Origin of the sequence: Mycolicibacterium litorale, assembly GCF_010731695.1 — a bacterium.
In the GTDB taxonomy this organism is placed as follows: Bacteria; Actinomycetota; Actinomycetes; order Mycobacteriales; family Mycobacteriaceae; genus Mycobacterium; species Mycobacterium litorale.
Genome location: NZ_AP022586.1, coordinates 2670185 through 2691208 on the forward strand (window position 1 = coordinate 2670185; position 21024 = coordinate 2691208).

The 21024-nt window shown below is 65.0% G+C and carries 24 protein-coding genes and 1 pseudogene; 11 read left to right on the top strand and 14 right to left on the bottom strand.

Annotated features, from left to right (window positions below):
- The first annotated feature begins 102 nt into the window (after window positions 1-102).
- Both G6N30_RS12635 and G6N30_RS12640 read left to right on the top strand, forming a co-directional pair.
- Window positions 103-576 (top strand): hypothetical protein, encoded by a 474-nt coding sequence (locus G6N30_RS12635; protein WP_134053261.1) that lies wholly within the window; start codon window positions 103-105, stop codon window positions 574-576.
- Between the two features lie 73 nt (window positions 577-649).
- Window positions 650-1204 (top strand): hypothetical protein, encoded by a 555-nt coding sequence (locus tag G6N30_RS12640; RefSeq protein ID WP_134053263.1) that lies wholly within the window; start codon window positions 650-652, stop codon window positions 1202-1204.
- 16 nt (window positions 1205-1220) lie between these two features.
- On the opposite strand, the gene G6N30_RS12645 is transcribed toward G6N30_RS12640, so the two are convergent.
- Together G6N30_RS12645 and G6N30_RS12650 are read right to left on the bottom strand one after the other, a co-directional pair.
- Window positions 1221-1856, bottom strand: coding sequence for a nucleoside/nucleotide kinase family protein (locus G6N30_RS12645; RefSeq protein ID WP_134055225.1), 636 nt, complete (start codon window positions 1854-1856; stop codon window positions 1221-1223).
- A 78-nt stretch (window positions 1857-1934) separates the two neighbouring features.
- Complete coding sequence (locus G6N30_RS12650) at window positions 1935-2873, bottom strand: mechanosensitive ion channel family protein (protein ID WP_407664733.1); 939 nt, start codon at window positions 2871-2873, stop codon at window positions 1935-1937.
- A 314-nt stretch (window positions 2874-3187) separates the two neighbouring features.
- Between G6N30_RS12650 and G6N30_RS12655 the strand changes: the two genes are divergently transcribed.
- Entirely contained in the window at window positions 3188-3838 is a 651-nt protein-coding gene (locus tag G6N30_RS12655; protein ID WP_163687545.1) for a porin MspA, read from the top strand.
- Between the two features lie 141 nt (window positions 3839-3979).
- Here the strand turns inward: G6N30_RS12655 and G6N30_RS12660 are convergent, their stop codons facing one another.
- From G6N30_RS12660 to G6N30_RS12675, 4 genes are read right to left on the bottom strand one after another with little or no spacing between them, the layout of a single operon-like run.
- The gene (locus G6N30_RS12660; protein ID WP_134053269.1) at window positions 3980-6361 is read right to left on the bottom strand and encodes an ATP-binding cassette domain-containing protein; all 2382 of its coding nucleotides are present in this window, start codon (window positions 6359-6361) and stop codon (window positions 3980-3982) included.
- A gap of 3 nt (window positions 6362-6364) precedes the next feature.
- Window positions 6365-6775: a VOC family protein gene (locus G6N30_RS12665; RefSeq protein WP_134053271.1), complete on the bottom strand. Its 411-nt coding sequence runs from the start codon at window positions 6773-6775 to the stop codon at window positions 6365-6367.
- A gap of 4 nt (window positions 6776-6779) precedes the next feature.
- Window positions 6780-7220 carry a helix-turn-helix transcriptional regulator gene (locus tag G6N30_RS12670; RefSeq protein ID WP_134053273.1) on the bottom strand — a complete coding sequence of 147 codons (441 nt, stop codon included), beginning with the start codon at window positions 7218-7220 and terminating at the stop codon, window positions 6780-6782.
- Window positions 7221-7230: 10 nt separating this feature from the next.
- Window positions 7231-8172 carry a PE-PPE domain-containing protein gene (locus tag G6N30_RS12675; RefSeq protein ID WP_134053275.1) on the bottom strand — a complete coding sequence of 314 codons (942 nt, stop codon included), beginning with the start codon at window positions 8170-8172 and terminating at the stop codon, window positions 7231-7233.
- 160 nt (window positions 8173-8332) lie between these two features.
- Between G6N30_RS12675 and G6N30_RS12680 the strand changes: the two genes are divergently transcribed.
- The gene (locus tag G6N30_RS12680; RefSeq protein WP_134053277.1) at window positions 8333-8491 is read left to right on the top strand and encodes a helix-turn-helix transcriptional regulator; all 159 of its coding nucleotides are present in this window, start codon (window positions 8333-8335) and stop codon (window positions 8489-8491) included.
- On the opposite strand, the gene G6N30_RS12685 is transcribed toward G6N30_RS12680, so the two are convergent.
- On the bottom strand, window positions 8492-8707 hold the full coding sequence (locus G6N30_RS12685; protein ID WP_134053279.1) for a hypothetical protein: 216 nt from the start codon (window positions 8705-8707) through the stop codon (window positions 8492-8494).
- A gap of 51 nt (window positions 8708-8758) precedes the next feature.
- On the opposite strand from G6N30_RS12685, the gene G6N30_RS12690 reads away from it, so the two are divergent.
- The 3 genes from G6N30_RS12690 to G6N30_RS12700 all read left to right on the top strand — a co-directional run bounded on the left by G6N30_RS12690 (window position 8759) and on the right by G6N30_RS12700 (window position 12043).
- Window positions 8759-9190, top strand: coding sequence for a TIGR03618 family F420-dependent PPOX class oxidoreductase (locus G6N30_RS12690; protein ID WP_134053280.1), 432 nt, complete (start codon window positions 8759-8761; stop codon window positions 9188-9190).
- 766 nt (window positions 9191-9956) lie between these two features.
- Window positions 9957-10814 carry a hypothetical protein gene (locus G6N30_RS12695; protein WP_134053282.1) on the top strand — a complete coding sequence of 286 codons (858 nt, stop codon included), beginning with the start codon at window positions 9957-9959 and terminating at the stop codon, window positions 10812-10814.
- Between the two features lie 491 nt (window positions 10815-11305).
- Window positions 11306-12043: a hypothetical protein gene (locus G6N30_RS12700; protein ID WP_179965586.1), complete on the top strand. Its 738-nt coding sequence runs from the start codon at window positions 11306-11308 to the stop codon at window positions 12041-12043.
- Between the two features lie 6 nt (window positions 12044-12049).
- Here the strand turns inward: G6N30_RS12700 and G6N30_RS27235 are convergent.
- The 5 genes and pseudogenes from G6N30_RS27235 to G6N30_RS12725 form a co-directional block, all read right to left on the bottom strand.
- Window positions 12050-12689: pseudogene (locus G6N30_RS27235) on the bottom strand (P-type ATPase); the annotation flags it as partial.
- Window positions 12690-12860: 171 nt separating this feature from the next.
- Window positions 12861-13139: a hypothetical protein gene (locus G6N30_RS12710; protein ID WP_407664734.1), complete on the bottom strand. Its 279-nt coding sequence runs from the start codon at window positions 13137-13139 to the stop codon at window positions 12861-12863.
- 486 nt (window positions 13140-13625) lie between these two features.
- Complete coding sequence (locus tag G6N30_RS12715; protein ID WP_234880112.1) at window positions 13626-14075, bottom strand: DUF5078 domain-containing protein; 450 nt, start codon at window positions 14073-14075, stop codon at window positions 13626-13628.
- Window positions 14076-14098: 23 nt separating this feature from the next.
- Complete coding sequence (locus tag G6N30_RS12720) at window positions 14099-14452, bottom strand: DUF732 domain-containing protein (protein WP_134053286.1); 354 nt, start codon at window positions 14450-14452, stop codon at window positions 14099-14101.
- The gene (locus G6N30_RS12725) at window positions 14449-14772 is read right to left on the bottom strand and encodes a hypothetical protein (protein WP_134053288.1); all 324 of its coding nucleotides are present in this window, start codon (window positions 14770-14772) and stop codon (window positions 14449-14451) included. Before G6N30_RS12725 ends, G6N30_RS12720 begins: the two co-directional genes overlap by 4 nt.
- Before the next feature lie 750 nt (window positions 14773-15522).
- Between G6N30_RS12725 and ricR the strand changes: the two genes are divergently transcribed.
- Window positions 15523-15813, top strand: coding sequence for a copper-sensing transcriptional repressor RicR (gene ricR / locus G6N30_RS12730; RefSeq protein WP_134053290.1), 291 nt, complete (start codon window positions 15523-15525; stop codon window positions 15811-15813).
- 390 nt (window positions 15814-16203) lie between these two features.
- On the opposite strand, the gene G6N30_RS12735 is transcribed toward ricR, so the two are convergent.
- Window positions 16204-17283 carry a DMT family transporter gene (locus G6N30_RS12735; protein WP_134053292.1) on the bottom strand — a complete coding sequence of 360 codons (1080 nt, stop codon included), beginning with the start codon at window positions 17281-17283 and terminating at the stop codon, window positions 16204-16206.
- A gap of 259 nt (window positions 17284-17542) precedes the next feature.
- A complete protein-coding gene (locus G6N30_RS12740; protein WP_134053294.1) occupies window positions 17543-17848 on the bottom strand; it encodes a metal-sensitive transcriptional regulator in 306 nt (101 codons plus the stop codon).
- Between the two features lie 212 nt (window positions 17849-18060).
- Between G6N30_RS12740 and G6N30_RS12745 the strand changes: the two genes are divergently transcribed.
- From G6N30_RS12745 to G6N30_RS12755, 3 genes are all read left to right on the top strand, one after another.
- The gene (locus tag G6N30_RS12745; protein ID WP_134053296.1) at window positions 18061-19506 is read left to right on the top strand and encodes an MFS transporter; all 1446 of its coding nucleotides are present in this window, start codon (window positions 18061-18063) and stop codon (window positions 19504-19506) included.
- 286 nt (window positions 19507-19792) lie between these two features.
- Window positions 19793-20278 carry a universal stress protein gene (locus G6N30_RS12750; RefSeq protein ID WP_134053298.1) on the top strand — a complete coding sequence of 162 codons (486 nt, stop codon included), beginning with the start codon at window positions 19793-19795 and terminating at the stop codon, window positions 20276-20278.
- 83 nt (window positions 20279-20361) lie between these two features.
- A complete protein-coding gene (locus tag G6N30_RS12755; RefSeq protein WP_134053300.1) occupies window positions 20362-20949 on the top strand; it encodes a carboxymuconolactone decarboxylase family protein in 588 nt (195 codons plus the stop codon).
- Window positions 20950-21024 lie beyond the last annotated feature (75 nt).

The following is a 21024-nucleotide window of genomic DNA, read 5'->3' on the forward strand; positions in this document are numbered from 1 at the left end:
CCGCACTGAAAGTCGAGTACTCGACTACTCATGCGTGGGCCCTTGCCGGTTCCTAGCGTGCCTTCTGTTGGCTCAGAAGTGACTCGAATTGGAGGGATCGAGATGACTGACTGGCAATGGGGATGGCGGTTCTGCCAGAAATGCGGCAACATGCACTGGCCCGAAGCCGGCGACGGTGTCTGCCAAACGGGAGGCGGTCATCGCCCACAAGGGTTGTTGTTCGCGCTTCCCTTCAATCGGCCGGTCGGCGCCAAAAGCGAGCGCAACTTCTACTTCTGCCGGGCGTGCCACTCTCTCTTCCAGCAGAAGGCATTCGGCGGCGGCAGTGACCTGGGTCGGTGCCCTGAAGGGGGGCAACACGACCGCACCGATTCATTCGAGTTCGTCCTCACCAAGGACAGGCCGGTGAACAACGCCCAGGACAAATGGGCTGTGTGCGTGAACTGCCACGTGCTCTGGTTTGGCCCTGTCAACGGCCACTGCCCATCGGCGACCCATGGACACAATCCGGGCGGAGGCAACTTCCCGATCTTCCACATCAACCACAGCACCGACCCCGACGACTGGATCCCCTGAACTGGCCCTGCCCGAAGGCAGTTCGAGGAACGGATCCTGTGACAGTACGGTTTCAGACCACTCAAGGAGAGCGATGGCTGAGGCAGAACCGGAGAGCATGAAGCGGCTGCACGATGACCTCCACACCGAGTACACCAAGTTGTTGGACATCGTGAACGGATTCGACCAACGTCTGCTCACGGTCAAAGGGTGGGGCGTCACCCTCAGCTTGGCCAGCCTGGGACTTGGGTTCCAGCAGGGGCACTACGGATTGTTCCTGATCGCGGCTGTCAGCGGCGCGGCGTTCTGGCTGCTCGAGGCATACGTCAAGATTCATCAGATTCACTACTACCCGCGAATGCGAGACATCGAAGTGACGGCGTACGAGCTGTTTCGCGTCGACACCGCCACCGGCCCTGCATCCTCACCACTCATCGATTGGGGATGGAAGACCGCAGGTCAACGATTCCGCAGGCAGAACCGCGAAGGTGACCCGCAGGTGCCCGACCGTTACCCGAAGGAGATGGAAGAGGGGCGAGCAGTGCAGCCCTGGACGATGGCACATGTGATGTTCCCGCATGTCGTGTCCATCGTCGTCGGAATCGTCCTCTTCATCCTGGGTCTGAACGGAGCCTTCGGCCCGATCTAGTCAACCTGTGCGCCGGCTAAACATCCTGCCCGCCAACGATTTCGAAGACCCGGTCACAGAGGCCGCGGGTCGCGACGATGAGGTCGGCATTCGTCTCGTCGACGGTGTCCACCCACTGCGCCGCCTCGGCGTCGCTACGGCCGCCCGCGACATGGCGCGCGATCAACCGCGCCCGGCGGACCGCGCGATCGACGTCGAGGTAGTAGAGCCGGGCCAGCAGTGGACGAACGCCGTCCCACAGACCGAGATAGTTGCCTTCGGTGACCACGAGCCGGGCGTCGGCCGGCACCACCCGCCCGGCCGCCACCGGCTCTTCGAGGGATCGGTCGAAATCGGGAACGTAGACGTCGCTGTGCCGATGGGCGGCGGCGATGCGAGTGAGGGTCGCGAGATATCCGTTGGCGTCGAAGGTGTCCGGCGCGCCCTTACGGCGGCGTCGTCCCAGACGATCCAGTTGTGCGTTCGACAGATGGAATCCGTCCATCGGGACGTAGCTCGCGATGGGGCCGAAGCGCTCGGCGACCAGCCTGGCGAGAGTGGACTTCCCGGTGCCGGGCGGACCGGTGATCCCGATCATGACCCGCCCCGAACCACTGTCGAGCAGTGCCTGCGTGTCCGCGGTGATCGTGCGCAGCGCCTCGTCGGCGGTCATCGTCTCGAGCGCGACGTCGCGCGGGTGAACTCTGCGCTGATCGTCGGAGTCCACCCACGCGACTATAGGGAAGCGCCGCTACTGCTGTCCGCCTCGCTCGTCGCCGTACGGATACTGCGGCCCGCCGGGCATACCGGTGTGCCGACCGCCGTAGGGATCGTCGTAGCCGGCGGGCTGGCCGGACGGGAACGGGCCACCCGTCGAGGGGCCCGTCTGCGGCGGCCGACCGGCCGGGTCGCTCGGATACTGTGAGCCCCCCTGGTACTGCGGCGCGCCCTGGCCATACCCGGGCTGACCGCCACCCTGCCAACTACCGCCCTGCGAGTAGCCGGATTGGGGCACGTTGCCCGCCGGGATCGCCGTCGTCGACTGGTTGCGATCCGCCAGCTGTTCGCGCATGTTGCGGCCTTCGTCCTCGGCCCGAGAGAGGTAGTTCTCCCACCGCTGCTGCATCGGCTTGATGAGGCCGCCACCGACCCCCACGACGAGGATGCCGCCGATGGTGCCGAGGATGGCGACCAGCACCGGCAGCGTGACGGTCAGCGCGATCCCGACCTGGTTCAGCGCCGCGATGACACCGAGACCGATGATCGAGATGCTCGCGATGTTGGCCAACATCCGGCCGTACGACAGGCCACTCAACGCATTGGACACGATGTCGCGGACCGCCGCCGCGATCGCCGCCGCCACCACGACGATGACCACCGCCACGAGCAGTTTCGGCAGGAACGAGATCACCCCGGCGATGAGGTCGCTGATCGGGTTGGGCCCAAACACACCGAACGCCAACTGCAGGACGACCAGCAGCAGTGCGTAGTAGACGATCTTGCTGACGATGGTCGAGGCGTCGTAGCTGCTCCGCTCGAGCGCCTTCTTGACGCCGCCACGCTCGACGGCGCGGTCGAAACCGACTTTCTCGAGGACCTTGTCGATGGCTTTGGCGATCAGCTTCGCCAGGATCCAGCCGATGATCAGGATGACGAGGAACGCGACCAGCTTCGGCGCGAAGTTCGCCACCGACCTCCACATATCTCGTAAGGCGTCTTCCATCGCTTCAACTCCGTTGTTCGTGGCTCCCCGCGGCCCGTTGGTGTGGTGACTCGGCGGTACCCACGGACCCGGCGAATAAACACGAGCGTCAATTGTGTTGGAGTCGGCAAACACCCGGGTGAGGTGGGGCGACGATGAACCTGAATGTTTGCTGTGACAACCCTTGCAGAGTGGTTGACACATCGGTTGTCGGATTGCTGAGCCCCTGTTAGGTTCTCCCCGTCGAAGTGGACGTCACCAACTCATCCCGCCGGCTGCCCGGCGACACAGCTAGGGGAATCATGAAGGCAATCGGTCGGGTGCTGGTCGCGTTGGTCGCGGCCATCGCCGCTCTGTTCACGAGCACGGGCACCTCTCACGCAGGTCTGGACAACGAGCTCAGCCTGGTCGACGGCCAGGGCCGCACGCTCACGATTCAGCAGTGGGACACCTTCCTCAACGGGGTGTTCCCGCTCGACCGCAACCGGCTGACGCGCGAGTGGTTCCACTCGGGCCGCGCCAAGTACATCGTCGCCGGCGAAGGCGCCGACGACTTCGAGGGTTCGTTGGAGTTGGGCTACCAGATCGGCTTCCCCTGGTCGCTGGGCGTGGGCATCAACTTCAGCTACACCACCCCGAACATCGCGTTCGACGGTGAGGGTATCGACGTCACGCAGGGCGCTGCCGGCATCCTGCCCGCCGAGGGCATCGTGACCCCGCCGCTGTTCCCGGGTGTGTCGATCAGCGCCGACCTGGGCAACGGCCCCGGCATCCAGGAAGTCGCCACCTTCGCGGTGGATGTGAAGGGGGCACAGGGCGACGTCGCGGTGTCCAACGCGCACGGCACGGTGACCGGTGCGGCCGGCGGTGTGTTGCTGCGTCCGTACGCCCGGCTGGTCGCCTCCACCGGTGACAGCGTCACCACCTATGGGCAACCGTGGAACATGAACTGAGTTCTCCGGCGATCAGGGCCCCGCGAGCACGTCTCGCGGGGCCCTTCTTCGCACGTTTTCTTGACTTTGCCACAAAACGGTTCCGACTGAACCTCAGATCGAGCTGACAATTAGCTGTGAGCGGGTTGTGGGGATGCTGGGTCAGCTGCCGACGTAGTCGGCGAGGTGCTTGCCGGTGAGCGTCTTGGGTGCCGCGACGAGGTCGGCGGGCGTGCCTTCGAAGACGATCCGGCCGCCGTCGTGTCCCGCCCCCGGGCCGAGGTCGATGATCCAGTCCGCGTGCGCCATGACGGCACGATGATGCTCGATGACGAGAACGGACTTCCCGGAGTCGACCAGCCGGTCGAGCAGGGCGAGCAACTGCTCCACATCGGCGAGATGCAGACCGGAGGTCGGCTCGTCGAGCACGTAGACGTCCTTCTTGTCCGCACCGGTGTCCCCCAGCCGGGTGGCCAGCTTGAGCCGCTGCCGCTCACCACCGGAGAGGGTGGTGAGCGGTTGACCGAGGCTGAGGTACCCCAGCCCCACATCGGCGAGCCGGTCGAGCACCTTGTGCGCGGCGGGGGTGCGGGCGTCACCCTCGTCGAAGAAGGCGAGCGCGTCGGCCACCGACATCTCGAGGACGTCGGCGATGTTGCGGCCGCCGAGCGTGTACTCGAGCACCGAAGGCTGGAACCGCCTGCCCTCGCACTGTTCGCAGGGCGACTCCACGGTCGCCATCACGCCGAGTTCGGTGTAGATGACGCCGGCGCCCTTACAGGCCGGGCAGGCGCCTTCGGAGTTCGAGCTGAACAGCGCCGGCTTCACGCCGTTGGCCTTGGCGAACGCCTTTCGGATCGGATCGAGCACACCGGTGTAGGTCGCGGGATTGCTTCGTCGTGACCCACGGATCGCGCCCTGGTCGATCGAGACCACCTCGTCGCGGCCGGCCACCGAGCCGTCGATCAGCGAACTCTTACCCGAGCCCGCGACGCCGGTGAGCACCACCAGCACGCCGAGCGGGATGTCCACGTCGACGTCGCGCAGGTTGTTGGTCTTCGCGCCGCGTATCGCCAGGGTGCCCTTCGCCTGTCGCACAGACTTCTTCAGTGCCGCCCGGTCGGCGAGGTGACGCCCCGTGAGGGTGCCGCTGCGCCGGAGTTTCGCGACCGAACCCTCGAACACCACTTCTCCACCCGCGGCCCCGGCGCCGGGTCCGAGGTCGACGACATGGTCGGCGATGTCGATCGTCTCGGGTTTGTGCTCGACGACCAGCACGGTGTTCCCCTTGTCGCGCAACCGCAGCAACAGCTCGTTCATGCGCTCGATGTCGTGGGGGTGCAGTCCGATCGTGGGTTCATCGAAGACGTAGGTCACATCGGTGAGTGAGGACCCGAGGTGACGGATCATTTTGGTGCGCTGAGCTTCTCCCCCCGACAGCGTGCCGGCGGGGCGGTCGAGTGAGAGGTAGCCGAGTCCGATCTCGGTGAACGAGTCGAGCAGGTGCTGCAATCCCTTGAGCAGCGGCCCGACCGAGGGCTCGTCGAGGCCGCGAACCCATTCGGCGAGGTCGCTGATCTGCATCGCACACACGTCGGCGATGCTGTGTCCCTTGATCTTCGACGACCGTGCCTCCTTGGTCAGGCGGGTGCCCTCGCAGTCCGGACAGGTCGCGAACGTCACCGCCCGCTCGACGAACGCGCGGATGTGCGGTTGCATGGAGTCGACGTCCTTGGACAGGTACGACTTCTGGATCGTCGGAATCAGACCGGCGTAGGTGAGGTTCACGCCGTCGACCTTGATCTTCGTCGCCTCCCGGTACAGCAGGTCGTTGAGCTCTTTCTTGGTGTACTTGCGGATCGGCTTGTCGGGGTCGAAATAGCCGCAGCCGCGGTAGATCCGGCCGTACCACCCGTCCATGCTGTAGCCCGGGACGGTGAGTGCGCCTTCGTTGAGCGATTTGGTGTCGTCGTAGAGCGCCGTGAGGTCGATGTCGGATACCGAACCGCGGCCCTCGCATCGCGGGCACATGCCGCCGGTGATCGAGAAGTCGCGTCGCTCCTTGACGGTCCTGCCGCCCTTCTCGAACGTCACCGCACCGGCCCCGCTGATCGACGCGACGTTGAAGGAGAACGCCTGCGGCGAACCGATGTGGGGTTTGCCGAGGCGGCTGAACAGGATTCGCAGCATCGCGTGCGCGTCGGTGGCGGTGCCGACGGTGGAGCGCGGGTTGGCGCCCATCCGCTCCTGGTCGACGATGATCGCCGTGGTCAGGTTCTCCAGGACGTCCACGTCGGGGCGCGCCATCGACGGCATGAAGCCCTGGACGAACGCGCTGTAGGTCTCGTTGATGAGGCGCTGCGACTCCGCTGCGATGGTGCCGAACACCAGGGAGCTCTTACCCGATCCCGACACCCCGGTGAACACGGTCAGTCGACGTTTGGGCAGTTCGACGTCGACGTTCTTGAGGTTGTTCTCCCGCGCGCCGAGCACGCGGATGACGTCGTGGCTGTCGGCGGTGGGCTTGCTCGTCGTACTCGACATGGCTCAGGGCAGCTCCTGGATGCGGATCATCGTGCCCGCGGGATCGCGGACAGCGCAGTCACGAACACCGTACGGCTGAACGGTCGGCTCCTGGACGATGTCGGCGTCACGCGACTGCAACCGCTCGAAGGTGGCGTCGAGGTCCTTGGTGGCCAGCACGATGATCGCGTAGGTGCCTTTGGCCATCATCTCGGCGATGACGCGACGCTCCTCGTCGGTCACTCCCGGGTCGGCGGCCGGCGGGTGCAGGACGATCGACGTCCCGGGCTGATTCGGCGGCCCCACGGTGATCCAGCGCATGGTGCCGCCGCCGACGTCGAGGCGCACCTCGAAGCCGAGCGTGTCGCGGTAGAAGGCCAGCGACTCCTCGGGGTCTTCGTGCGGGAGGAAGGTGTTGTGAATCGTGATGTCCATGGCCTCACCGTAAGTGGGGTGCGGCCGCGGAGGCTTCTCGATTCCTGACCGGTCTGGTCACCACCTTGGTCACACACGACGGCGGCTCTGCCGTGGCGTCGGCCCACTGCTGCCGGTAGGTGCTGGGTGGCGCTCCCACCAGCTCGGTGAATCGGGTGCTGAACGTGCCGAGCGACGAACAGCCAACGGCGAAGCAGACTTCGGTGACGCTCAGGTCGCCACGGCGCAACAACGCCATCGCCCGTTCGATTCGCCGGGTCATCAGATAGCTGTACGGCGATTCGCCGTAGGCGAGTTTGAACTGCCGGCTGAGGTGGCCCGCGGACATGTGGACCGCGCGGGCGAGCGCCTCGACGTCGAGGGGCTGCGCGTAATCCCGGTCGATCCGGTCGCGCACCCTGCGGAGGCGCCTCAGATCGCTGAGCCGCTGCGCATCAGCAGCCACGCCCGGAAGTTTACGACGGCCCGCCCTCGGTGGGGTCGCTGTCCGAGTCGTCGTCGGTGTTCGACGCCGCGGGCGTCGCGTCGTCGTCGGTCGCGTCCGTGTCGTCGTCGCGACCGGACGTCGGCTTGGGGTCGTTGCGCTTGTAGCCGGCGTTCACGATCGGACGGAGGTGGTCGTCCACCTCGTCGACGATGCTGCGCGGCACGCCCAGCTGACGCAACGGCTGAGTCAACGGCAGGTTCTTCGTGGGCACCAGGTACTCGGTGGTCTTACCGCCCAGGGTGTTGGTCTTCGTGGTGATGTGACTGTCCGGGACCGCCGTCAGGTCGACGCCGTAGGAGGGGTGCAGATACGCCACACCCATCACGGCGTTCGCGGTGGCGAGCAGGTTCTGGGGGCGGTCGGGGAAGTCGGCGATCCCGTCGTACTCGCGGGTGACGTACACCGTCTCGTAGGGGGTTTCGACCAATGGCTCGGGACGCGTGATGCCGATGGCGGGGATTCGTATCCCCTCCGGCACCCAGTTGGCGACCCCGCCGGAGGGGCGGGCCGGGTCGCCGATGTAGACGAAGCGCAGCTCGTCGGGGGCGGGTCGCCGCGCGGCGGGCAGTGCCATGATGCGCCGCTCCTCCTCGTGCAGCACCAGGCTTCCCTGCGAGACCCCGATGACTGATTTCGGCCCCTTCGTGGCGGTGACCGCATCACCGAGTTGCCTGGCGCCGATGGCGACCGACTCGTTCATGAGCACCGGTGAGGCGGGATACCCGACGCCCACCAAAGTGTCGTCGCGGCCCGCATAGACGTCGTTTTGCAGCCAGGCCATCTGTGAGTGCGTCGGCGTGCCGGGCCAGCCGGTGCCGCCGACGTAGAGGGCGGTGTCGCCTGCGGCCGGGGCGGCGGTCGTGATCGCGATCGCGGTAGCGGCGGAAGCCAGCTTGAGGACGCCGTTCATGGCGGCACTTTAACCCCTTTAAGGATGGCTTCAGCAACCTATTGTTGCAGACAAAAAGACACTTCAAGCAACCTATTTGCAGATGAAAGCAGAGATGGTTTCGTCCTTAAGGATGACAACGCGGGGTCGGGTAGGCTCACGATCCGTGGTGCTGCATTTCATGTCACGAGGTGAAATCGCCGAATATCTCGGCGTCAGCCTCGCGACCGTGAAGGGCTATGTGGACTTCCCGGAACCCGACGTCACGGTGGGCCGCAACCAGGGCTGGGCCCGCGAGACCGTCGACAAGTGGCTCGAGGGACGGCGCCGGGCGAAGTGACTAGCTCGGCCACCGCTCGATGATGCGCCCGTCGCAGCGAAGTTGAACAGCGGTGTGACGCTGACCGCCCGCGGCCTGCAGCTTCTCGGCGTACATCTGTCGGGCGTCGGCTTCGTCGGCCGCGTCCGTCGTGGTGGACTGCAAATCTTCGTCCGAGGGTTGCTCGATGCCCTGCTCGAACGGCGCCACGACCACGACATCCCATTTCGCTGTCATGCGCCCAGTATCGCCTCGCTTGAGCCGGGACAGTTGGGGCATCCACTTCACATGACATCGCCACTGCTGACCGACGACGCCAAGAAGATGTTGTCGAAGCCCAACCCTGCCGTCATCAGTACCGTCCGACGCGACGGCCAGCCCGTATCGGCCGCCACGTGGTACCTCCTGCGGGACGACGGCCGCGTCCTGGTCAACATGGACGTCGCCAGAAAGCGCCTGCAGCACATGCGCAATGAGCCGCGCGTGTCACTCACGGTCATCGACGACACCGACTGGTACACCCACCTCACACTCATCGGACACGTCGCCGAGATGTACGACGACGAGGGTCTCGCCGACATCGACGCGCTTTCACAGCACTATCAGGGGCAGCCGTACCCCGACCGGGAGCGACCCCGCGTCAGCGCGCTGATCGAGGTGGACCGGGTGCACGGCTGGGGCGCGCAGAAGAACAACGATCAGCCCGACGGGCGAGGCTGAGCTGCCCGTCCGCGCAAACAACGAAACCCGCCCCGGCCGATGGTAGGTCGTCGGTCTTCGCTGCATGCCTCGTGATCGTGACAAGAGTCAGCGGCAGCGCAACCAGGTCGTGGTCGAGATCAGGCTTGCCACTCGCAGCAGATGTTCGAGTAACTGGATCCGGCACTGATGGGGCGTCACGTCGAGGTCGCAAGTCGTGAATGCCACCGCCCTGACTGCCTGATGGCTCGGATCGATGCGGTGCACTCACCGCCATCCGACGCTGACCGAAGTACTACCGATAGCCCTTGCCATGGCCACGATTAAGCTAGCCCCTGCTACGACGGCGATCGGGCAACTTGTGTCTCTTCATGTGGTGACGAATGTGCGCGTGCCCTAGCATCCGCGTGTGGCACGAAATCGGGGGGCGCGGCCGCGCAAGAATTCGACCAAAAGAACAAGACGAGGACACGGGCAGGACGCAGCCGAAGGAAGACCAAAGGCAGATTCGCCACCCGTAGACACTCCGGTGCCCACGGAGCAGGCGACCTCGGAAGAGCGGTCGAGCGTGGCATCCGCCTCGAATACTGCAAGTTGTCGTTATAAGAGAGATACCGGCCAACGTGTCCTCGTCCAGATACTTGTTATGGCCGCCCTCTTTGGTGTCTCCTTGGCCGCAGGCTTCAGATATCGGCCAGAGGATAGCCGGCTTGAACCCTTTCCAGATAACGGTGTCGTAATCGAACTGGCGAGGAGCTACAAGAGCGGCGAGGATCGGTACCCACTAATGGCCGTCCAATGGCAGGAATCACACGGCACCGAGTCCTCAGACATGGGGGAAGCAATCCCGTTCCTGGCCCTACCGGATATCGAGAATGAAGAAACTACAAGGGTCATGATCTCGGCCATCTATGACACGCCGGGATTCCCCGTAGGTACGAAGTGGGACGCGAGCTTCGATCTTCCGGACGGGGCAACTCTCGAAAAGTGCGCTACCCTGCCTGGTCTGACTTGCAAGCCGGAGGACAGCAAAATCCCGGCTGGCCAGGGTCGAACTGCGAAGGTCGTCCGGGTGACTGGAGAGATGGCCGACGAAGGCCCATACTCGCAGACACAAACCAACGCTCTTCTCATCCGCGCTGACATCTCCGGTCCTCCAGGACTGATCTTCTCGAAATCACGGACCAAGGCGCTTGTTCGGTATCCCACCGTCGTGGTCAGGCCATCCTCGGGTCCACCCGAAGATCCGAACAACCCCACCGAGACCACGCCTATCGAGGTGATGTCACAGGTGATGTTCGATCGAGCGAATGGGCTTTCTTGGTCCGAGCCGCCCGCCGCTTCGGCCATGCTAGATGGCATGAATTCGTCGATCTTCGTAAACGGAGAGCGCGAGAGTCTTTCGCCGCAGGACTCTGCGCAGTGGCTTTACACAATGTACGACGGCATGCCACTGAGCATCCCAGCCATCAGCGGTACGGACGACGACGTCATTGAGCAGGACTCGCAAGACCTGTTCTATGCCGGTGTCTGGTTCGGTATCGCCGGCGGTACCGCTGTCACTGGCCTTCAACAAGTGATCGTCGGGTGGCCAAACCGAAAGCGAATGGGCGAACTATGGCGGCGGTTTCGGCGGCGAGAGTAACCGAAGTTGATCAGGGTTTGCATCAACCATCTCCTAGCTAGTTGGCTGAAAGCGTGCTGTACCGAACGCGCAGCGCTGATGAGAGAACTCGGTCGGTACTTGCCACCTGGGTGAACGCGACTCGCGACACCATGCCGCATTGCGTCAGCTGTTGACCAAAAATCTGACGACAGTAGCGTGCCCAACTACGTCAACAACACGGCGTTCAAGCCGGTAGAGAGCCTGTTCGCGGTCGCTGCGGTCCTGGCAGTGTGGGGGCACAAGACGAAGCCCGCCTCGGCCGATGGCCGAAGCGGGGTCTCGAACTGTGGAGCCAAGGGGATTCGAACCCCTGACCATCGCAGCATGTCGCCGCTCAACCGCGGGTGCGACTCTTGGCACGCACCGTGCCCGCGGCGGTACCTTAAAACACCGGTGACGGAGCAATCTCGTTCAGGTTGAGATGCGATGTCAGACCGCTGCTGCTCGAAGAATACTGCGATCATCGGCAGGTGGCACCCAGAGCAGAGTCGAAGACGGACAGCAGGCTGGCGGCTCGTCTTGCCGCGCTGGCCTCGCTCGGCGCTTGTGTCATTCACTTCGCCGTCGTACCGAATCACTGGCACGAGTGGATGCCGGCGGGGGTTTTCTTCGCATCCCTCGCAACTTTCCAATTGATATGGGCCCGTTTGGTTCTCGCCCGCACCACGACCCCCGTGCTAGCTCTCGGCATCATGGCCAACGTCGGCGCAATTGCGCTGTGGGCATTGTCCAGGACCGCCGGTGCGCCATTCGGGCCACACGCCGGTTCAGCCGAACTGGTCCAAGCCGCAGACCTCTGCGCCCTGCTACTGCAGATCTATGTCGTGATGGGAGCCGCTTGGGTGTGGCACCAGGGCCTGCAAGGGGTGCCCGTGCCGGGCTTCGCCAGCGCGGTAATTCTTTTCGGCGCGGCTGGTGTGGTCGCGCTGGCGTCCGCGGTCGGTGTCGCATCGGGACTGCGCCACGGCCATCATGCGCCTTCAGGTGCAGAAGCAGGGGCCGGTCACCACGGCACGAGCGCAGGGCACGTAGACGGCCATCACGGTCACGCCGAGCCGACCGCTCCGCCACCGGCCATCGAACCCGCGCGCACGCCGGCGATATCAACCCGGCCGCCAGTACCGGCACAGGTGCTGACACTGGTCCCATTCCCACCGCCGGCAGCAGAGCCGTTGCATGACCATGGTGATCACGACCACGGCCACTAAATTGCGGCTCTGCTGACGGAGACGCCGGGCTCGAGAGGACGAATTTTGCCCCTTCGCGACCAGGCGCTGGATGCCCGCCCAGGGCGGTGTCATCACCGGTAGCGGTGACCCGCAATTCGGAATCGGTGGCGACGGTTCCGGCCGTTACAGACTCCCGACGCCACGGGCCGCGATTCGCCCGGTCACCATCGATTCGTCCATGTCCGCGCGCCCATCGACGATTGCCATCGGCGGAGACGCTGCTGCCGGCAGACGTGGTTTGCGCCAGCGAGCGCATCTCCACCCAGTGGCCGAGCAACATGATGACGATCAGCAGCGCCAGTTCCCACCAGAACTCCAGCTCACGGTGAAGGAGGCGCAAGCTCGCGCCCCATGGGGCGAAGAATGAGACGGTGATCGCCACGCCGCTCAGCATCATTCCCTGTTTGCGGAACGGAATTCACTGACGGTTCCGGTGAGGAACGGACGCCCGCCGACGGCGTACATGACCGTGCCGAGAACCGGCACGATCCCCCTGGGCGCCTGGCAAGTCAGGTTTGTCGTAGCCGAGCAGCATCGCGAACATGGTCGAGAACGCGACGACCGGTATAGCGATGATCAGGTTGATCCAGCAAAGCTTCCGGAACTGAGCGACGTGGTCGCCCCCTGACCAGCATGCCCCCGGCCGGCAGACCGACATGGCCAACGTGGTCGGCGTGGTCGTCGCGCACGTCGTTGTGAGGTTCGCTATCTAACAGTCCTCGTGGTCAGTCATGCTGTGCGCTCCTTGGAGAAGTCCCAAATATCGGTTCGGGCGCGGGTGCAGTGCCGATCGGTGTCAGTCACGCCGTACCGGCGTACTTGTCGGGATCACGATCGAATCGTGGTCCACATCCTTTGCAACACAGCCAATACCGTCGATCGCGGTAGTACGGAACAGGCCCGCGGCTTCGGCAGCTGCCTTATTCACCGATGCGCCGGGCATGACGGGGCAGGTCGTCTCGTCCGTTGCGGGGTCGAGGAGGTTCTTTGCCGCGGAATTGATGACCGTCGTGTCGAACTGTTGGGGTGGGCCGCTGCAGCAGCAGCTGCACGTCGATTTCTTGTTGTCGGACATGGCTTCTCCGTAGTGCAGTAGGGACTTGTTTCTCAACGACGTTCGAGGATGTAGAGGCCTAAGAGGCTTCAGTGGACCCGGCCCGAATTAGACGGAAACGACGTCGACCAGCTCGTCCAGACCGATGAAGCCGTCGCACATTCGCGTGAAATGCCATGCGGGAGCGCATCGAATGTCCTTGGGGTGCAGCAGACGACGAAGGCGTATCGCGCCCGCTCCCCTGCCCTTCGCAACACGTACTCCAATGTGCATTCCCATCAGGAGTGACGGCATTGATTGCCAGCACACCGCCAAGTGGCGGCACAATCCGTGGCGACAGCCACGCTGGTGTCCAGACCGCAAACTGCCGGTTCACCGGGGCACGCATGTCGTGGGCGGCCAGCTCGCGATCAGCGTTGGTCGGGACCAGCTGGTCCCTCGAACAGTTCGACGACGTTGCCCCACCACCGCCTCCAGGCGCGCGGAACTGCAGCCACTTCGTAGGAGTCAACGGGCGACGGGCCAGTCCCACACCGACAGGTCACCGCGCGGATAGTTCAAACAGACCGCGGCCGCTTTGGCAACCACGCCCTTGTTATTGAAGAAGACCTTCGCCCAGTTGCCCCAGCGGGTGGCCACCTGCTCGTAGTAGATGTCGGTGGCGGTGTCCTCCGAGTACTGGCGCCGCCCCGCGGCATCCAGCGAGTAGAACCAGTGGACGCGGTCTTCGGCCATCTGCTGTACGTCCAGCGGCCGATTGCTCTTATCGAGCATGTACCGCTCGAAGTAGATCGGGCTGGTGTCTCGCACTGCCGCAAGGTACTGCTCGGCATCGCATTGCGTCTCGATCTGCTTGCTCGGGATCGGGTACTCGTCGGTCGCGTCGGCGAACACCCGCGGCGACACAAGCAGTGCCGTCGCGGCAGATGCCGTGATGATCAACAGCAGCACACGCATCGTCCATCGAATGCGGTTCATGGCTATGGCACCTCCGTGTGACTGGACGACATCGCGGTGAGCTTGCCAAGGTGTTCGGGGCAGTACAGACGTAGCCCGGAACCCAGGAATTGCCAGACTTGTTCGGCACTCGTCGTCCGCGCCAGGTTGCCGGACAGGAAGGCCGCCGACTCGGTGGCGTCGGCGTCCAGCCCGACGGTCAGGCGTTTGCAAGTGATCTTGGCCAGCCACGCGTTGTAGTCGCGCTGGCCGTAGATCCCGAAGCCGTGCAACTCGGTGGCGAAATCGGTGTCTCGATCCGCTAATGCTGAAGGCGCCAGGGTGATCGGCGCGGCGATCATCGCCGATACCCACCCGGCGATCATCCGCCGCCTCATGCCGTCGTCTCCTGGGCGACCTTGGGCCATGATTTCGGGGCCCCACGCGGACGCTCATCCGTCGGCCACCAGAACCACGTGCCCATCAGAGCCGCGATCGACGAGGTCTTCCGTGAGCGCACGATCTGCGCGTCGAACGGCAAACCCATGACAGCATCGTCAGACTGACCCATTGGCGCCGTGCTGATCTCGCCACGAATCACATTACGTACGACCGTCGGCATGGGATCGACGACATCCCAACCCCGCCTGGCGACCGTCGGCGCCACCGCAGCGTCCAATAGCGTTTCGGGGAGAGGGTTGAGTCTGAATTTGGTCACGACGTCGCCTTTCGTAGTGAACGGCCCCACAGCGCGCGAAGAATGTACCCCCCGGGGGTATTAATACCATACGCCCCCCGGGTATCAATGGGCAAGTCGACCGTCTGTCGCCAGACCACATAACCGGCCAGCTATTTCTCGAAATCGGTTGTATCCCAATGCCTACAGATCGGATAGGGGCGGAGGGCCGCTGTGGACATGGTGAAGACCAAGCGACGTACGCCTCGGATGGGGACAACTAGAAGGGAATAATCCTCTCCACCACAACGGTTTCGGATGCCGCTGACGGCACGAAGGTGCGGCGAGGTCTTCGTGCCTTCTCAGCCAATGATCACGCGGCTTTCCGCAGCGGCTCAAGGCGCACCAAGTTGAGCAATCCGTTGCCCGTTGAACGACTGGATCCAGACGTACTGAGACGGCGCCCCAAGATCGACGGACAAGAGACCGATGCCGTGATCGAGCACCAGTCATGCACGGCTCATGCCACGAACCTGTGATCGTTGACGGCTCGGACGTAGTGCGGCGCCTCTCGGGCGATGAAGGGACGATCCAAGTCAACGGCAACCCGCCGGCACGGATTGTTTCTGTACCCCACGGGGGTAGGTAGCATGGCCTCATGGTGCCTGGCGGCTTCTTTGCTCTTGCGGTCGTGCCTCGCCCGGATTCGTGAGTTGCAGTCGGTACTCGGCCACCACCTGGGGCAGGATGGGCACTACGGCCGAGGCCTCGGTGAAGACATTGGAAGGCTAGATGACGACCTCACGCGGATACTCGGCGCAGAAAGATAACCACGCTAAGCGGCTGCGCCGTATCGAAGGTCAAGTTCGCGGCATCGCCAAGATGATCGACGACGACAAGTACTGTATCGACATTCTGACCCAGATCAGCGCGGTCAACAGTGCCTTGCGCTCGGTGGCGCTGAGCCTGCTCGACGAGCACCTCGACCACTGTGTGACCCGCGCGGTCGCTGAGGGCGGTGACGAGGCCGACAGGAAGCTGGCTGAGGCCTCCGCTGCGATCGCACGACTCGTACGTTCCTGATCGCTACGGCGTGATTGCGCCACCCCGTAGGGCCACGAGCTTGACCATACGACTCGTGGGCGAGGTAGCGGTTGACCCATTGTCGGATTTCCAAGGTGGCGCGTCCTTTCACGCGGCGCCGTTCACATCCCGGGCAGACCCCCAGCCAGTCGCCCGTGCTGCCTCGCCGGGAGCGATGATCGTGGCGAGATGTTCGGCCTGGGTGCGTCAGCGGGCGACTTCATCAATCTGGGTGACAGTCAGCGATTTCCACGCAATGACGAGAACCCGCAACGCAGCGCAGGTATCGTCGTTGCTTCGCGGCCGGCGCGGCCGCTGGGCTATTGCGGTGGCAGCATGGCCGTCGTCCAAATTTCGGCATACGCCGCGGGAGTTGCCATCCCGGTGTGTTCACGAACGTTTTCGGATCCGGGAGCCGCTCGAAGGCAAACTACTACCACTCTGGGGCGGGATGACGGATTGTTGAGACGGCCGCGGTACCGCCGGCGGGTCAGCGGGTGTGCGGATGGTGCGTGGCGTGTCGAAGGTGAGCAGACCGACACCGGTGCCGATGACCAGCAGTCCCAGCACCAGTGCTGCGGTGAGGGGTTCGCCGAGCCAGCCCACGCCGAGCCCGACGCCCGCGATCGGGACTAGGAAGGTCACCGTTGAGGCGGCGACAGGACCGGCGTGGCGGATGATCCAGAAGTAGAGCAGGTAGCCGCCTGCAGTGGCGCCCACCCCGAGCACCGCGACCGCTGCGATCGCGGCGGCGGTCATTGGCCCCCGGGGCGGTGCCGCCCAGGTGGCGGCCACGGTCACCGGAATCAGCAGGGCCGCAGCGGCCAATTGCTGGCCCAGCGCCAGCGTCATCGGTGCGGTGTCGGGGAAGGCACGCCGGGCGTACGTGCCGCCCAGGGCATAGGACAGTGCTGCGGCCAGGGATGCCCCGGCAGCCAGGGCGGTGCCTGTACTTGGGGGCAGTGGGGCGCCGCCGAGCAGGATGACCACGCCGAAGACGCCGGCGGCGACACCGAGTACCCTGCGCCAGGTGATGCGCTGGCCGAGCCAGGCCGCGGCGACCAGGATGGTGAACATCGGGGTGGTGGCGTTCAGAATCGCTGCCATCGAGGCGTTGAGCCCAACGATGGCGGTGGCCACAAGGGTCAGAGGGACCGCGACGTTGAGGGCGGCCAGCAGCACGAATGCTCCGAACCGCTGGTGCACCCCGCGCCAGACGTCGCGGCGAGCGGCGGCGATCACGGCGAGCACGACCGCGGCCACGGCCAGCCGGACGTGGGTGGTGCCGACAGGGCCGAAAGCTGGCGCAGCGATCTTGATCAGCGGGAATGCGCTGCCCCACAGGGCGCCAAGCAATAGCAGAGCGCTGAGCACAAGTCCCGGATGAGGCTTGTCGGCGAACGCGCGGCCAGCATCGATGTCGCCGCTGCCGGGGTTGCGCGGCGAGGTGGTCTGGTGTGGTGTCGACATATCAGCTTCCTAAGCCGTTGTGATACTCGGGTGAAGTCAGAGGGCTCCGCGTCGGCCCGGTTGGCTCTAGGCCTGGCCCACCCCGCCAAGGCAGCCAGGGTCGAAGAGCCGTTGCAGGTGTAGGAAGACCGCGACGCGAGGATCACCGCGCTCTGGTCGGGCGCCGCCCTCGCTGGAGCCCCCGGTAGTAGAGGCGTTGGGTCCGGCCGTCGGCGGTGGTGCGCTCATCGGGAGTCGGCAGTACCTGCGCGATTCCAGGTCAAGAGCGGACCAGGCGGGCGATGGCGTCGGAGGCCTCCTGGATTTTCTCGTCGGCCTGCTGGCCGCCGGTTCGAGCCGCGTCGACCACACAGTGGCTGAGGTGCTCTTCGAGCAGGCCGAGCGAAACCGACTGCAGCGCCTTGGTCGTTGCGGAGACCTGGGTGAGGATGTCGATGCAGTACTCCTCTTCCTCGACCATCCGCTGGAGACCACGGACCTGACCCTCGATACGCCGTAGTCGGCGCAGGTACTCGTCTTTCCGCTGTATGTAGCCGTGCGGTGTGTGGTTTCCGTGGGCTGGCATCTACTCCCCCGCTCGACTCAGTGTCGACTTGATCATCAGTTCACCATACCCCCCCACGGTATTTTTGTATACTCTACGGGGGTATGGTACGCATGATCCCGGACGCCAGCACATGCCGTCAACGAAGCCGGAATCCGACTGACGCCCTTGACAAATCACAACAGGACCCAGCGCACTCGTCGGGTCTGTTCCCTACCGGTACGGAGTAACCGATGTCATCCGCAACGCAGGCGCCACCGACCAATCGCCGCTGGTGGGCCCTTGCTCTGATCGCCGCCGCCCAGTTCATGGTCATCATGGACACCTCGATCATCGGCGTGGCTCTGCCTCAAATGCAGGCCGATCTCAGGCTCACTCAGGAGAACCTGTCCTGGGTCTTCAATGCTTACGTCGTCGCCCTTGGTGGTCTGCTGCTGCTTGGCGGCCGCCTGTCGGACCTGTTGGGTGCCCGCCGTGTGTTCGGCACCGGCTGGGGCATTCTGCTGGTCGGCTCGGCGGTTGCCGGCGCCGCCGGCACCGTCGGCATCGAGCTGGCCGGACGGGCTGTTCAGGGGGTCGGCGCGGCCCTGATCGCGCCGGCGGCACTCACCTTGTTGATGATGCTGTTCGGTTCGTCGCCCAAGGAGCTGACCAAGGCGCTGGCGCTCTACGGCGCCGCCGCACCTGCCGGGGGTACCGCCGGCGTCTTCCTCGGCGGCGTGATCACCCAGTACCTGTCCTGGCCCTGGGTTTTCTATATCAATATCCCCGTCGCGCTGGTCGCGCTAGCCGCCACCCCGGCGCTGATGCCGGCCGGTGGTGCCGGTGGCCGCGGCTCGGTGGACGTCTTCGGCGCCTTGACCGTTACCGGCGGCCTGGCCGCCGTGGTCTACGGGGTCGTGCGGGCCCCCGAGATCGGCTGGGCCGCAGTCGGAACCTGGTTGGCGCTGGGTATCGGCGCTGCGCTGTTGGTCGTGTTCTTCATCATCCAGGCCTCGCGCCGGGAGCCACTGATGCGGTTGTCGATCTTGCGTACCCCCAACCTCGGGGCGGCCAACCTCGCCCAACTGCTGCTCGGCGGTGCCTGGATTCCGATGTGGTTCTTCCTCAACCTCTACCTACAGCAGGTCCTGGGCTATAGCGCCTTCCCCTCCGGTGCCGCGCTGGTACCGATGACGATGCTGATCATGATCGGCATGATCGTGCTCGCCCCTGCGATGATCAACCGGTTCGGCCCGAAGGCGCTCATCGTCACTGGGCTGGCCATTCTCGCCGCCGGGATGGGATGGCTATCGCTGATCAGCCCGAACGGCAGCTACGCAGTAGACGTCCTGCCCGCCTCGCTGGTCGCCGCGCTCGGAATGTCGCTGGCGTTCATCCCCTCCCTGGGCACCGCGATCTCCTCCGCCCCGCCCGAGGAGGGCGGCCTGGCCGCGGGCATCGTCAACACCAGCTACCAGGTCGGTTCCGCCCTCGGCCTCGCCGCCATGACCGCTTTGGCCGCCTCCTACGGTGCCGATCAGCTCGGCAATGCGATCGCCCTGACCGACGGGTTCTCCGCCGCCTTCCTTGGCGCCGGAGCCATCGCCCTGGCTGGCGCGCTCCTGGCCGCAATCACCCTGCGCCGCAATCCATCCAGCGCCGACGCGCCACAGCCCACGTCCGACACGACCACCTGATCGACCGGTGGGCGGCATCACGCCAACGGTACTTGCCGCCCACCAACCCAAAACCCGCCCGAACACCGATCACCCCTAATCGAAAGGGTCCTCGCATGGGCACCGTTCGCCCTCTTCACGTCGCCGTTGGTCAGTCAACGACCACCCGGCACGTCTTGCGTTGTCTGGCCGCATGCGCCGTCGACATCGTCTTCAACGAACGTCGGACACAGAGCGCTTGCTCTTCCGAAACCTGCCGCTGACCCAGTCGCCACCCGACGACCACCTCACCACCAGGGAGTACACCATGAACACCGACACGCCGATCCTGATCGCCTACGACGGGTCCCCGGATGCTCGCGCGGCCATCGATCACACGGCCCGCCTGCTGCCCGGCGCCCACGCCGTCATCCTCTACGCCCGTCAACCCTTGGAAAGCGTCTCCGCGCATCTGGAAGGCCACCCCGCCCTCGAAGAGCTGCAGAAATTCGACGCGGCCACTCACGACGCCGCCGCCCAGATCGCCGCGGAGGGAGCCAAGCACGCCAGCGATGCTGGTCTGCTTGCCGAGCCACGAGTCTCCTCGACGATGAGCACGGCCTCCGAGGCCATCGCCGGCGCCGCCGACGAGGTCGACGCGTCGCTGATCGTGATCGGCTCCCGTGGCCGCCGCGGACTCCGCGCCACTCTTCTCGGCAGCACTTCCGCGAGCGTTCTGCACCACGCGAGCCGCCCCGTCCTCGTGATCCCGTCGGCCCAGGTCGCCCGCGCCCGCCACACGACGACGGAGTAAGCCGGGCGCGCGCGAATCGGACGGCTCCTGCCACGAACGACCGCTCATGGCGTGTTCGACACCCAGAATCGAAGGAGAATCTGATGACACGGCTTCCCCCGCTCACCCCGGACACCGCCCAGGGCGCCGCGCGGAGACTACTGAGCGACCTTCTCGCCCGCCACGGCGAAGTCGGCTCCATGGTCGCCACCATGGCCCACTCACCCGCCGTCCTCGGCGGCTACCTCGACCTGAGCCGGGCGATGAAGCGATCCAAGCTGCCTCGGCAGATCACCGAACGCATCTCCCTCGCCGTGCAACACCACCAAGGGTGCGTTCTTTGTCTGGCCGCGCACACCAACGGAGCGCGCGCCGCAGGGGTGGATGACGCTGAGATCACGAAGGCACGCGAAGGCACCTCCGCCGACCCTGCGATTGCCGCGATCGTGGCCTTCGGCCTCCAGGTCCACACGGCGCCGGCCACCATCACCGACGACCAGATCACCGGCCTGCGCCAACACGGTTACACCGACCGGCAGATCACAGACGTCGTGGGCATCGTGGCCCTCAACGTCCTCACCGGAGCCTTCAATCTCGTCGCCGGACTCCAACCGACACAGAGCGCAGTCCCCAACGAACCAGCCCGACAGCCCGGCCGAACGACCACTTCGGTAAAACCCTTGACCCTTTGACCGCGGGCCCTCTCCGCAGGAGAAGCCTCACCGCACACGTCTCTGGCGACCGATCAACGACAGGCTCACGAGATC